Raw genomic sequence first — 13,818 nt, forward strand, 5'->3', positions numbered from 1 at the left:
TTCAATGCCTAATTTAAAGAAAAAAATCAATTAACTGATATAAAAGATAAAAGCTGGTAAAAAGTGTAGTCTAAAAACAGACTGTCTTTATAATTACCAGTTGTTTAATCCATTTTTTAAGGCAGCATTGTAATGCTCTTCATCAAAAGAATATAAATCCGGTGCTTTATGTGCACCGCCGCGCCTTTGTTCGTCTAATCTTTTCAGGATTCCGAGATTTTTAATTTTTCTGTAAAAATTTCCCCTGTTCAGTTCTTTTCCAAGAATGGCTTCATACAGTTTTTGAAGTTCAGGAAGCGTGAATTTTTCAGGTAAAAGATTATAACCGATAGGTTTAATAGAGATCTTTTCTCTTAAAGTCATTAAGGCCTTTTCAATGATTTCTCTGTGGTCCATTGCCAATTCAATTTCAGGAAGCTGGCTGAGGTAAACCCAACCGCAGGTTTCACTGAACTTATCAGGAATAGGGTTAAGTGTCAAAGAATTGTACAGCGCATAGAAGCCCAGTGTAATGAAGCGCTGCTTGTGGAACAGAGTCTCATCAAATTCATCAAAAAAAGACTGGCTTCGGTCCTTCCTTCCAAATACACCAAATTCCTCCAGATAAACTCCGGAAATTCCTACACGTTCTTTAAGCACACGGGCTACCGCATCATTCAGGTCTTCCGAAAATTCAACATAACCACCAGGCAAAAGCCAAAGCTTTTTGTAGTCGGTCTTCAGCAGCAGAACTTTAAGTTCATTCTGTTCAAAGCCAAAAATGACAGAGTCCACAGACAGATTGGGAATATAGCGGGCTTTATTGTATTCAGATTGTTGTATGATTAGTTCTCTGGAATCCATAACATCATTTTGTCATTCTGTACAAATTTAATACTAAAAATTTTAAGAAAAAGTCAAATTAGGCAAACTGAGTACATTTTTTGGTTAATATTTTGTTAATGTGTTCTCATTGATTCGTTATGAAACAATGAAAAATCCATAAATAATCAATATTTAAGTTGCTGATTTTTAAATACTTGTACTAATTGTTAATTTTTTGTTACATTTTTTTTGAATTTCTCACAAAAATTTATAGTATTGTAATGCTTCATATTGAAGCATTGATATGATTTTAGAATCAGCAGTTGAAAAATATATGAAGCAGCTTTAGGAAAGTTTGAAATTATTGAGCAGAGATTGAACAATTTGAAAGTTGATTAGTAAACATTCAGATGTTTGAAAAACAATCTTTTATTGGGAAAAATTGAATATATATATACTGAAAATGAGAAAATCAACTTTAAGAATTTCTGCACTTGGACTGATGCTTTCCTTTGCCACTGTCTTTGGTCAGCAAGCTGACAGCACAGCTGTGAAAAATGTTCTGAAATCAGCTTCTAAACCTGAAGAAGGCGTAAAAACGGTCACATCTAAGGAAGACAACAACAGAAATGTAATGCTCAATGCAGCCAATAATACCAGCCCAAGAGATGTAAATATCGGTCTGCCTGGAACAGTGGGGGGAATTACCATTCTCGAAAATGATCTGCCAGTTGTGTACTTTTTCTGGCCGGAGCTTCCCAATAAAACCTGGAGACAGAGTGTTGGTTTAGAAAGAACCGGACTTCTGAAGATGGACCAGCTTGCCAACACCATGGGCGACCTTGGGTTTGCGGTAAATTCTTACGCGCAGACAGGAACAAAGGAATTTAAGCTCAAAGGAAAATTTACAACCAGTACTTTCGGATGGCTGCAGGGTGATGTGAATGCTTCCGGACCTATTTCTAAAAACGGCTGGACATATACGGTAGGTGCTTTTGCCAACTATGATCCGAGTACCTACAAATTAGGATTTGCCAGAAATGCAGATGAAACCAAGATTTTCAGAGCAGGAGTTACAAAATATTTTAAAGATGACCGGGGTAAAATCTCATTCCTTTACAAATACGCAGATTCTTACAGTATCACCAATTACGCACTGTTCCAGTATGGTGAGAACGGAAAAGTGACTGAACTTGACAATTTTACCATCGGTAGAGATTCTTATGTAACGAGGGACGGAAGAATTAAGTTCAAAGATATTCTTTCCGGGGAAACGCAGTGGGCTTCAATGAATGGGAAAGACAACAGAACTACTTCCCACAATATTGATGTGCTGGGAAATTACAAGCTGAATAACGGCTGGAATTTTAAATTCTCCACAAGGGCACATTTTGCAACAACTAAAATGGCCAATATTATTCCTTTGAGTATTTTTAATGCTCCTGCAGCATCAGGATACACAATTGCTTCAACGGGCCAGGCTTATTCCGGTCCGGTAGGAACGCAGCTTGTACTTTATACACCGAAAACACCGGTTACCAATATCGCAGGTCGTTTTTCATTAAATAAACAGATTGAAAATCACAACCTGACCTTCGGACTTTTAGAGCAATACTATAACGTAGACAAATTTACGTCAAACCGTTCGTTCTTCTTTCAGACTGCAGAAGCACAGCCTCAGAGATTGGTGAGCCCTACGACGGATGCAGACGGATTCTACAATTACAACGTAGGTGGTGAATTCCACAGCGGAACCGAGAACAAAATTTCTGTTTATGCCAATGATGAATGGAAAGTTTCAGATAATTTCAATCTTAGCTATGGTTTGCACCTGAGAAACCATATCATCAACGGACAGTTTTCAATGACGCCAAGGTCTCCGAATTTTGTTTTCGGTCCTAATGATTTCCAGGATATCAACGAAAGCTGGTTTCACGTTGCGGGAAGTGTTAATGCAGTCTACAACATCAGCAAAAATTTTGGTCTTTTGGCTAATTTTCTTTACACCGAAGAAAACCGAAGACTGGAAAGTTATTCTCAGCCATTCAGCCCTGATACAAGAAAAATTAAAAGTCCACTGGGTGCACTCGGCGTATTCTGGAATACCGATTATATTCAGTTGATTTCTCAGGCAACCTGGCTGACGAAAAATGGATATTTAGGAAGATATAATCTTGTTAACCCAAATAACTCCACTCAGGCTCTTGTGGCAAGCGTGGATTACAGCATCCAGACCTTAGGATGGACGACAGACTTTGTTTTAAAACCTTTTAAAGGGTTTAATTTACACTATCTTATAACTTTTCAGAATCCGGTTTACAAAGATTTTGCCTTTGATGCCTTCGGACAGAACTACAATTACAGCGATAAAAACGTAGTGGGAATTTCAAAGGTTTTAATGGAGATAGATCCAAGTTATACGATAGAAAAGTGGAGATTCTGGGCAAGTTTCAGGTATTTTTCCAAGCAGTATGCCAATATTACGAATGCATTGTATTTTGCCCCAAGATGGGAAACCTTCGGTGGGGTAAGCTATACCGTTAATAAAAATATCAATATCGGTGCAACGGTTATCAACTTCCTAAATCAGAGGGGAGCAAGCGGAACCATCAACGGAGCTGAGCTGATTACCGATGCAAGCCAGTATTATGGAAAACTGCTGACAGGAACATACATTATGCCATTGACAGGTCAGTTATCAGTAAGCTTTAATTTCTAAAATTTGAAAATGAAAAAATCAGTATTCAACATAGCCGCTTTATTCTTAAGTGTGACCGCTTTTTCTCAGAATATTCAAATCGTGACCAATTCAAAAGGCCCGGTGTTGGGGTATTCCACAGATTCAGGAGTGAAAATTCTAACGGTTGGCGGAAATAAATTCAAAGATTTAAACAGAAACGGCAAACTCGATAAATACGAAGACTGGCGACTTTCCGCAGATGAAAGGGCGAAAGATCTGGCTTCAAAAATGACCATTGAGCAAATTGCAGGTCTGATGCTGTACAGCGGACATCAGTCTGTTCCGGCTCCTGCAGACGGTATCAGAGCAGGAAAATATAATGGCATGTTTTATAAAGAAAGCGGAGCAAAAGCTTCTGATTTGACCGACCAGCAAAAGAAGTTTTTAAAGGAAGACAACCTTCGTCACGTCTTGGTAACAACCGTTGAATCTCCTGAAATTGCAGCCCAGTGGAGCAATAATATCCAGGCATATATTGAAGGTCTGGGATTGGGGATTCCAGCCAACAACAGTACAGACCCAAGACATTCTGCAACAGTAACGGCAGAATTTAATGAAGGAGCAGGTGGACAGATTTCGCTTTGGCCGGATGGTTTGGCTATGGGGGCAACTTTCGATCCTGAGTTGGTAAAGAAATTCGGGAATATTGCCGCGCAGGAATACAGGGCGCTGGGAATTTCAACGGCCTTATCTCCGCAGATCGACCTGGGAACAGAACCTCGCTGGTATAGAATTGCCTATGTTTTCTCTGAAAGTCCTGAACTGACGGCTGATTTGGCAAGAGGCTATATCGATGGTTTCCAAACCACCATTGGGAGCAAAAACGGTTGGGGGAACAAAAGTGTCAATGCAATGGTAAAACACTGGCCTGGAGGCGGACCGGAAGAGGGTGGCCGCGATGGACACTGGGCAATGGGAAAATTTGCGGTGTATCCGGGCAATAATTTTCAGAATCACGTAAAACCTTTTACTGAAGGCGCTTTCAAACTAAACGGAGGAACAAAGGAAGCTTCTGCAGTAATGCCTTATTACACGATTAGCTTTAATCAGGATACGAAAAACGGGGAAAACGTTGGAAACGGATACAGCAAATATTTAATCACAGATTTACTTCGCAGAAAATATAAGTATGATGGTGTTGTTTGCACTGACTGGCTCATTACAGCCAATGAACCAAAAACACCGGGTGGATTTGCCGGAAAACCCTGGGGAGCTGAAAAACTATCCATTGCTGAGCGTCATTATAAAGTGTTGGAAGCCGGCGTTGACCAATTCGGAGGAAATAATGATAAAGGCCCTGTTCTGGAAGCGTATCAGATGGGGGTAAAAGAGCATGGGGAAAAAGTATACCGAGCAAAATTTGAACAGTCTGCTGTTCGTTTGCTGAGAAATTTCTTCAGAACAGGGTTATTTGAAAATCCTTACGTTAACGTTGAAGAAACCAAAAAGACTGTTGGTAATCCTGAATTTATGAAAGCTGGTTACGAAGCTCAGGTAAAATCTATCGTGATGTTGAAAAATAAAGCCAATGTTCTTCCCATCAAGGAAAGAAAAACGGTTTATATTCCCAAGCGGTATTCTCCTGCAATGTTCAACTGGTGGGGAATTTATACTCCTCCGTCTTTGGATTATCCCGTGAACATTGAGAAAATCAAAAAAGATTATAACGTAACCGAAGATCCGACAAAAGCTGATTTTGCATTGGTTTTTGTGAAAAGCCCGCACAGCGAAGAAGGCGGTTACAGTGACATCGATGCCAAAGAAGGCGGAAACGGGTATCTTCCGATTTCTCTTCAGTACCAGACCTATACAGCGACTGATGCGCGTGAAAAAAGTATAGCTGCCGGAGACCCGGTGGTGGCTCCGGATGTACATAACAGATCCTACAAAAATAAGACCTCAACAGTTACGAACTTTACCGATTTGCTGACCATTGAAAATGCGTATAAAGCTATGAATGGGAAACCTGTCATTGTTTCAGTAACAGCTTCAAAACCGATGGTTTTCAACGAATTTGAAAAATATGCTGATGCGATTCTGATGAACTTCAACGTATCCAATCAGGCAGTTGTAGATATCATCACCGGAAAATATGAACCGTCAGGATTACTTCCGGTTCAGATGCCTGCGAATATGGCTACGGTAGAAAAGCAGAAAGAAGATGTTCCATACGATATGGAAACGCACAGAGATACTGAAGGCCATAATTATGATTTTGGGTATGGGATGAATTGGTCTGGTGTGATTAAAGATGCAAGGACAGAAAAATATAAAAAGTAATTGAATGTTTCTGAGTCTGTATTGTACGGGCTCAGAATTTTATTTTTTGAATTAAAAAACTGTTTTCTGTCAACTACAAATCAAAAGATTCGACGGAGTCAAAAGTTACAAAAGCTTTAAGTCTAAAATAATAATTCTAAAAGTCTACAAAATCGAAAATCAAGGATTTTCAAAATATAAGTGGCCTTTAAAAAAATAGCATTGAACTTAAAATAATTAAGTGTTAAAAACTTCTGTGCCTAAAAAACAACTTAATATGAAAATCAAATTCACACTATATTCATTAATGCTGGGTTCATTAATGTTTGCCCAGGAAAACCTCGATTTCAGCGGAAAGAAAAACCTGGTTTCTCCGGAAATCAACGGTCAGAATGTTACCTTTCGTCTGCTGGCTCCCAATGCAAACAGTGTAAAACTGCAGGGAAACTGGTTTCCGTCAAAAGGAATGGAGCCGGGCTCCGTTGACTTACAGAAAGACAAAGACGGTGTCTGGTCGTTCACAAAAAATGATTTTAATCCGGATATTTACACCTATTCGTTTATTGTTGACGGGGTAAAAGCCAATGATCCGAACAATTCTTACCAGGTTCGTGATGTTTCTTCGGTGATGAGTATGATTTTAATTGACGGGAAGCCATCGGAAAATTATAAAGTTCAAAACGTCCCTCACGGAACGGTTTCCAAAAGATGGTATCACTCCAACGGAATGAAGGAAGACAGAAGATTAACCGTTTACACTCCGCCGGGGTACGAAAATTCCAGGGAAAAATTTCCTGTTTTGTATCTTTTACACGGAATGGGCGGAGATGAAGAAGCATGGATGACTTTAGGGCGGGCGTCACAGATTTTAGATAATCTGATAGCTCAGGGAAAAGCAAAGCCTATGATTGTCATAATGCCGAATGGTCACACCAGCAATTCAGCGGCGCCTGGCGAATCTTCAAAAGGATTTTATAAAATAGATATGAGAACGCCGGATATTTTCAGTGGCGATATGGAAACGTATTTCAAGGAAATTATGGATTTCACAGAGTCCAGTTATCGTGTAAAAGCGGATGCTAAAAACCGTGCGATTGCCGGACTTTCAATGGGTGGTTTCCATTCACTGTATATTTCTGCCAATCAGCCGAAAACGTTTGATTATGTAGGTCTTTTTTCTCCGGCGATTCTTCCGCCTGACGATAAGAAAAGTCCAGTATATCAGAATTTAGATCAAAAGCTGAAAATCCAGCAAACCAATTCCTACCAACTTTATTGGATTGCCATTGGAAAGACCGATTTTCTCTACAAGAATGTCAAAGAGTATCGTGAAAAACTCGACAAAATGAATTTCAAATATCAATATGCAGAATCAGAAGGAGGGCATACCTGGAGCAATTGGAGAACCTATCTGAACGAATTTGTTCCACAGTTGTTCAAATAAGATATCAACAGAATTTTTGACATTCCATAGAATCTCAGCAATGGTCTTGAAATGCTGAATCCAGATTCCAGCCGAATGACGGATTAACTGTTATTTAGCTTTTGTTCTTTCCTGAATGAAATGAGGATTCAATGCAGTCAAATGCTTTTGTGAACTTAAAAACAACGAATTGCACAAAAAACTATTTAGCTGTTTGCATTAAAACTTTAAAATCAATAAAAATGAAAAAAATCATCATAGCAAGTTTATTCCTTTTCGGTTTAAACAGCATCAATGCTCAAAAATCAATTCCGTTATACAAAGGAAAAGCACCCGGAACAGAAAACTGGACCCAAAAAGAAGCACAGCAGTTCAATGAGCTGTTCAAAACAGAAGTCGTTTTCAATGTTTCACAGCCTTCCATGCTGGTTTTTGAAGCCGATAAAGCAAAGGCCAATGGAACTGTAATCGTTATCGCTCCGGGGGGAGGTTTTCAAAGTTTATCCATCAACCGGGAAGGGGTTGATATGGCAAAAAAACTGGCGGAAAACGGAATTACCGCAGTAGTTTTAAAATACAGATTGCTGGAAACAAAATCCAACGATCCAGCCAGAGAAATGATGGAAAATATCAAAGACAGAAAAGCTTTTGACGCGAAAACTGCACCTATTAAGGCAATGGCTGGAGATGATATCAAAATGGCAATTTCTTATATCAGAACCCACGCCAAAGAGTTAAACATCAATCCTGAAAAATTAGGTGTTATTGGATTTTCGGCAGGGGCAAGTGTAATCCTGGAAAGTATTTTTCACAGTAAAGATGTTTCAACGCTGCCTAATTTTGCAGCATCCATTTATGGTGGTCCCAGTCAGGAAATTTTAGATACAGAACTTCCAAAATCTCCTCTTCCTTTATTTATTTGTGCCGCAAGTGACGACCAGTTAAAACTGGCACCAAAATCAGTTTTGCTTTATAATAAATGGCTGGAAGCGGGACAGCCAACTGAGCTTCATATCTATGAAAAAGGTGGGCATGGTTTCGGAATGGGAAAACAGAACCTCCCTGTTGACCAATGGTCAGATGTCTATCTGGACTGGCTGAGATTCCACAAATTTCTGTAAATCATTAAACTATAAATAGTAACCACAAAAGGAAGGTCAGTTTTAAATCTGAAATTTTATATAACCCATTGATAAAAAACTTTTGTGAGTAGAAAATAAAATATCAACAGTATGAATAAGAACGAAACTACCTTGCTGATGCTTTCGAAAAAAGCAAAATTTGCAGGATTGTTCCTGGCTTTATTAGCAGCTTCGCCTTTTGTAAAGGCTCAAAATAGCCCGACAGTTACCGTTGGCGGAAAAGTATTCAAAGACCTCAATAAAAACGGGAAGCTTGATGTTTGGGAAGACACAAGACTTTCAGTGGATAAAAGAATTGATGCGATTATCAGCCAAATGACCAACGAAGAAAAGGTTAATCTTTTAATTGGAACCGGAATGCCCGGAATTGAAGTTTTGACCGGTCCGGTTGGAGATTCAAAGCAGGGATTAGTCCCCGGTGCAGCCGGAGGAACAGCCAGTTTTGACCGGTTCGGGATCCCTGCAACAGTGGTTGCTGATGGACCTGCAGGTTTAAGAATCTCGCCAACCAGAAAAAACGACTCTAAAACTTATTATGCAACAGCATTTCCTGTAGGAACAGCTTTAGCTTCAACCTGGAACAAAACTTTGCTGGAACAGGTTGGAAAAGCAATGGGAAATGAAGTAAAAGAATATGGTGTTGACGTGCTTTTAGCGCCAGCTTTGAACATTCAGAGAAATCCGTTGAACGGAAGAAACTTCGAATATTATTCTGAAGATCCTTTGATTTCAGGAAAAACGGCGGCTGCTATTGTAAACGGAATTCAGTCTCAGGGGGTTGGAACTTCCGTCAAACACTTTGCAGCCAATAATGAAGAAACGAACCGTTTGACCATCAATGCCCATGTTTCTGAAAGAGCCATGAGGGAACTGTACCTGAGAAATTTTGAAATTACAGTAAAAGAATCTCAGCCATGGACCGTAATGTCGTCTTACAACAAAATAAATGGTGTTTATACATCCGATTCAAAAGATTTGCTGACCCAGGTTCTGAGAAACGAATGGGGCTTCAAAGGAATTGTAATGACAGACTGGTTCGGTGGTTTCCCTGGATTTGAATCAATCAGAAGCGGCGGTATTTCTGACGTTGTAAAACAGATGAATGCCGGAAATGACCTTTTGATGCCGGGAATTCCTGCGCAGAAAAAAGTTTTGCTGGAAGCTTTAAATTCAGGGAAAGTATCTCAGGATGTTATTAACCTCAATGTTAAAAGGATTTTGGAGTATGTTTTCAGAACGCCCACTTTTGCTCAATACAAATACAGTGATAAACCCAATCTGGACGAACACGCGGCAGTCACAAGAAATGCAGCAACAGAAGGAATGGTTTTGCTTAAAAATGAAAATAATACATTGCCTTTTGCCGATAAACATAAAGAAGTTTCTTTATTCGGAGTGACTTCCTACGCATGGATTACAGGAGGAACAGGAAGCGGAAGTGTAAATAACAAACATACCGTTTCTCTATTGGAAGGATTGAATGCTGCAGGTTATCAATTAGACAAAGAGTTGGTTGATCTGTACAAACCTTTTGCAGAAAAAGAACAGGCTTCAGAAAAAGAAAACAGAAAAAAAAGAGGAATTCTGGCGTTGCCGGAAAGACTTCCTGAAATGAAACTGGATGATGCGTTTTATGCTAAAAAAGCAGAAACTTCCGAAATTGCTTTTGTGACTTTGGGAAGAAATTCCGGTGAAGGTGGAGACAGAAGAGTGGAGAATGATTTCAATATGGCAGCAGAAGAAATCAATATGCTGGATAAAATTACCAAAGCTTTTCACTCAAAAGGTAAGAAAGTGGTTGTGATTCTGAATATAGGTGGAGTTATCGAAACCGCTTCGTGGAAAGACAAAGTGGACGCTATTCTTTTGGCCTGGCAGCCGGGACAGGAAGGGGGACATTCTGTGGCGGATGTAATTTCCGGAAAGATAAATCCTTCGGGAAAATTAACAATGACCTTTCCTGTAAATTATACAGACCATGCATCAGCAAAGAATTTTCCGGGAATTCCTGTGGAGAATCCAAAAGAAGTAACCTATCAGGAAGGAGTGTATGTCGGTTACCGCTATTTCAATACGTTTGGGGTAAAACCTTCGTATGAATTTGGTTATGGGAAGTCTTATACAGATTTTGAGTATTCGAATATTAAAATCAGTTCTAAAAGCTTTAACAGCAATATTGACGTAACTATTGATGTGAAAAATACAGGAAAAGTCGCAGGAAAAGAAATTGTGGAACTGTACCTGTCTGCTCCGAAACAATCTATTGATAAACCCAAGTCCGAGTTGAAAGCATATGCAAAAACAAAAGACTTAAAACCCGGAGAATCTCAAACCCTTACGATGACTTTAAATCCGAAAGATCTGGCTTCATTTGAAACAGGGAAATCCGCCTGGGTTGCAGAAGCCGGTAATTATAAAATTTCTGTGGGGGCCTCTTCTCTAGATATCAGGCTTACATCAGAATTTTCTGTTCCAAAAGAATTGATGGTTGAAAAAGTACAGCATATCTTGCCTGCGGACGAGAAGTTTGAAGATTTGAAACCGTAAAGTTTAGAAATTTCAGAGACTCAATAACTGAAATAATTGATTAGTGGCTGTCTCCTATGTTTGCTTTGTCAAACGTAGGAGACAGCTTTTTTATTGACCTTGAAAGGGGCGAAGTATATTTTAGTCTAAAGCTTAACATTATAAAGGGCTTAACCGGATTTTAGAATATAAGTCCACTGCAACTACAGAACAGAAGGGGCAAAAAGCTTTCATATGAAGTTAAAAAAAATGAATTTTGAACATTGTAATTACACAACAATATCGCCTCAATTCAGAAAAATAAAGCTTGCTGCAACTACTGGACAGAGGGATGAGAAAACTTCTGTAAGAGTGCAGGAAGGATGGGATTTGAGATTCTGGATGTATCATCATACAACTTACTTATATCATCTATCAGGAGAATAAACAGAAGGTATTGCAGAAAAAGCGTGCGTGATATTGTTGATAACATTGACAAAATGTATGGTCTTTCTGGGGATGACCATATAAAATAAATAATTCACAAATTGATGGAATGGTAAAAGAGAGATAATTTAAAAAAATCACTCAAAAAATATAATTCCATTAGCCTAATGATCCCTATAGAGGTTTTTTCGAATTATCAGTTTTATCAAAATTAATTTCAATCAGATGAGTACACCATTAAATATAATTTTCAGTTGGTTTGAAAAAGGTGATATACCTACAGAATACCAATTTAAACAGACCTTTTCTTCATTCCGTCATATAGATGAAAAAATCAGAATAAACGAAGTGTCAGGCTTAACTGAAGCTTTTCAGGAAACACTCTCTATTAAGGCTTTTACCAATCATCTGGAGGATGAAAGTGCACATACTTCAGTACTGGCAAAACGCAACGCTTCCAATCTTACTGCAGCCAATATAAACGAATGGAAAGAAAAATTAGAAATCAAATTAGCTGCTACTATCGATGGAGATGGAAACACCGGAAACGTCTATACAAAAGAGCAGATTGGTGAAATTGTGAATGTATTTCAGGCAAAGGATGATGAATTGTTTGAGCATCTTTCGAAAATGAATGAAATACTGGTGTCTGATGATGGTGATCTTGATACGCTTCAGGAAATCGTAGGCTATATCAAACAGAACAGAGAGGAGATAGAATTGCTTAAACAGGCTGTTATCGGAGGCAGTTCGGATGATAAAATCAATCTTGTCGGAATATATTCAAACTGGGGTGCGGTCACTTATCAAAATCAGTTTAATGATTTGGTATATGATAAAATTAAAAAGATCGAAGATGCTGCCAGTTCCGAGAAAATCAAGCATGAAGAAAGAGTTAAAGGGGACTCCAGAATAAAACATGATCTTGATACATTAAGTTTTGTAATGGATGCTTATGACACCGTTACCATGTTTACAGTTCCCCTTAAAGTGAAGAGGATAGACACCAATAATATTGAAGTACTATTTGATTCATTACCCCCAAACATCATTCAGTTAACAATTAAAAAAATATAGTTATGGACATTAAATACGCTTATTATCGAAGTTCTGTTGGATATAAAATAGAAGGGAAAACAGACAATGATATTTTAACTGCCGGCGGTGGCACAAGATCAATCAATTCTTTCTGGCATGATGGAAATTTAAATCCTTTAGATTATGTACCAAAAACACGGACTTTAACGATTAATGGTACCTCTTATGATCTCTCAGCCAACAGATCATTTACAACACCGGACACAATTACCCGCCTGAAAGGTGGTGCTTCAGGATCTTTGGTATCCGGGGATATTACCCTGGCAGCAGGAGCCAATACCTCGATTAGCCAGACTGGAAGTACCATCACATTAACCTCTACGGATACGACTTACAGTGCGGGCAATGGTCTGACACTTACGGGGACTACATTTTCCTTGCCGGTCACTACTTCAGGTACGGGGAATGTGGTTACCGGAATAAGTCAGACAACCAACGGAATAACGGTGTATCTGGGCTCTATGGCTACCGCTTCGGATCTGGCCAATTATATCCCGTTATCACAAAAAGGTGCAGCGAATGGAGTAGCAGCTCTTGATGCATCCGGGCAAGTCCCAGCATCCCAATTGCCATCTTATGTGGATGATGTTTTGGAAGGATATTATAAAGTGGCTGACGGAAAGTTTTATAAAGAAGCTGCTTATACTAACCTTATCACCGGGGAAACAGGCAAAATTTATGTATCTCTGGATACTAACAAAACTTACCGATGGACGGGAACAACATTCGTGTATATCACTTCCGGAGCTGTAGACTCTGTCAATGGATTAACAGGAGTGGTAGTTCTGAATAAGTCTCATGTTGGGTTAAGTAATGTTGATAATACGGCAGACGCTGCGAAAAGCGTTCTTTCCGCTACAAAATGGTCGACAATACGAACTATTACACTTTCCGGAGTTACAGCTACGGCACAGAACATTGACGGTTCCGGAAACGTAGTGGTTCCTGTTACCGCTGTGCCTGCAACATTACTGACAGGAATAGCATCAATCAATACCACCGGATCAGCTGCAAAACTGACAACACCGAGAACAATAGCGGCTACAGGTGACGGAAGCTGGAATGTTACATTTGACGGTTCTGCCAATGTAACTTCAGCGTTGACTTTAAGTGCAACGGGTGTAGCTGCCGGGACTTATGATGAGGTTACTGTTGATTCCAAAGGTAGGGTAACAGCCGGAAATACCACAGTAAAATCATACACTACTTCTATTTCTGGAACTGCAAGTGTGGCTCACAACTTAGGAACCAGAAATGTAGATGTTGCCATGTATGATACGGTGACTTTTTACAAAATTGACGGCAGAATAAAATTAACTGATCCGAATAAAATAGATATTGAATTTGATTCTGCTTTGCCTAATACTGTATCCGTAACAGTAACCCGTAAAGATATTTAG

General features: G+C 39.2%; 9 protein-coding genes. 8 read left to right on the plus strand and 1 reads right to left on the minus strand.

Going from position 1 to position 13,818, the window contains the following annotated elements:
* Nucleotides 1–93 precede the first annotated feature (93 nt).
* Nucleotides 94–843 (minus strand): NUDIX domain-containing protein, encoded by a 750-nt coding sequence (locus CRS_RS12435; RefSeq protein WP_142724361.1) that lies wholly within the window; start codon nucleotides 841–843, stop codon nucleotides 94–96.
* A gap of 424 nt (nucleotides 844–1,267) precedes the next feature.
* Here CRS_RS12435 and CRS_RS12440 point away from each other — a divergent pair, with 424 nt between their 5' ends.
* The 8 genes from CRS_RS12440 (at nucleotide 1,268) to CRS_RS24605 (ending at nucleotide 13,818) form a co-directional block, all read left to right on the plus strand.
* Nucleotides 1,268–3,523 carry a TonB-dependent receptor gene (locus tag CRS_RS12440; RefSeq protein ID WP_228451244.1) on the plus strand — a complete coding sequence of 752 codons (2,256 nt, stop codon included), beginning with the start codon at nucleotides 1,268–1,270 and terminating at the stop codon, nucleotides 3,521–3,523.
* A 9-nt stretch (nucleotides 3,524–3,532) separates the two neighbouring features.
* Nucleotides 3,533–5,824 carry a glycoside hydrolase family 3 N-terminal domain-containing protein gene (locus CRS_RS12445; protein ID WP_142724362.1) on the plus strand — a complete coding sequence of 764 codons (2,292 nt, stop codon included), beginning with the start codon at nucleotides 3,533–3,535 and terminating at the stop codon, nucleotides 5,822–5,824.
* A gap of 256 nt (nucleotides 5,825–6,080) precedes the next feature.
* Nucleotides 6,081–7,247, plus strand: a complete 1,167-nt coding sequence (locus tag CRS_RS12450; RefSeq protein WP_142724363.1) for an esterase — start codon at nucleotides 6,081–6,083, stop codon at nucleotides 7,245–7,247.
* 221 nt (nucleotides 7,248–7,468) lie between these two features.
* Nucleotides 7,469–8,347 (plus strand): alpha/beta hydrolase, encoded by an 879-nt coding sequence (locus CRS_RS12455; RefSeq protein ID WP_142724364.1) that lies wholly within the window; start codon nucleotides 7,469–7,471, stop codon nucleotides 8,345–8,347.
* Nucleotides 8,348–8,458: 111 nt separating this feature from the next.
* On the plus strand, nucleotides 8,459–10,915 hold the full coding sequence (locus CRS_RS12460) for a glycoside hydrolase family 3 N-terminal domain-containing protein (RefSeq protein ID WP_142724365.1): 2,457 nt from the start codon (nucleotides 8,459–8,461) through the stop codon (nucleotides 10,913–10,915).
* Nucleotides 10,916–11,128: 213 nt separating this feature from the next.
* Nucleotides 11,129–11,320 (plus strand): hypothetical protein, encoded by a 192-nt coding sequence (locus tag CRS_RS12465; protein WP_142724366.1) that lies wholly within the window; start codon nucleotides 11,129–11,131, stop codon nucleotides 11,318–11,320.
* Between the two features lie 225 nt (nucleotides 11,321–11,545).
* Nucleotides 11,546–12,397 carry a hypothetical protein gene (locus CRS_RS12470; RefSeq protein ID WP_142724367.1) on the plus strand — a complete coding sequence of 284 codons (852 nt, stop codon included), beginning with the start codon at nucleotides 11,546–11,548 and terminating at the stop codon, nucleotides 12,395–12,397.
* A 2-nt stretch (nucleotides 12,398–12,399) separates the two neighbouring features.
* Nucleotides 12,400–13,818, plus strand: coding sequence for a hypothetical protein (locus tag CRS_RS24605; RefSeq protein WP_185150436.1), 1,419 nt, complete (start codon nucleotides 12,400–12,402; stop codon nucleotides 13,816–13,818).

The organism is Chryseobacterium sp. ON_d1 (genome assembly GCF_006829085.1).
GTDB lineage: Bacteria > Bacteroidota > Bacteroidia > Flavobacteriales > Weeksellaceae > Chryseobacterium.

Coding starts and splice junctions, on each gene's coding strand:
- CRS_RS12435 (WP_142724361.1), bottom strand. CDS start 843: ATGGATTCCAGAGAACTAATCATACAACAATCTGAATACAATAAAGCC.
- CRS_RS12440 (WP_228451244.1), top strand. CDS start 1,268: ATGAGAAAATCAACTTTAAGAATTTCTGCACTTGGACTGATGCTTTCC.
- CRS_RS12445 (WP_142724362.1), top strand. CDS start 3,533: ATGAAAAAATCAGTATTCAACATAGCCGCTTTATTCTTAAGTGTGACC.
- CRS_RS12450 (WP_142724363.1), top strand. CDS start 6,081: ATGAAAATCAAATTCACACTATATTCATTAATGCTGGGTTCATTAATG.
- CRS_RS12455 (WP_142724364.1), top strand. CDS start 7,469: ATGAAAAAAATCATCATAGCAAGTTTATTCCTTTTCGGTTTAAACAGC.
- CRS_RS12460 (WP_142724365.1), top strand. CDS start 8,459: ATGAATAAGAACGAAACTACCTTGCTGATGCTTTCGAAAAAAGCAAAA.
- CRS_RS12465 (WP_142724366.1), top strand. CDS start 11,129: ATGAAGTTAAAAAAAATGAATTTTGAACATTGTAATTACACAACAATA.
- CRS_RS12470 (WP_142724367.1), top strand. CDS start 11,546: ATGAGTACACCATTAAATATAATTTTCAGTTGGTTTGAAAAAGGTGAT.
- CRS_RS24605 (WP_185150436.1), top strand. CDS start 12,400: ATGGACATTAAATACGCTTATTATCGAAGTTCTGTTGGATATAAAATA.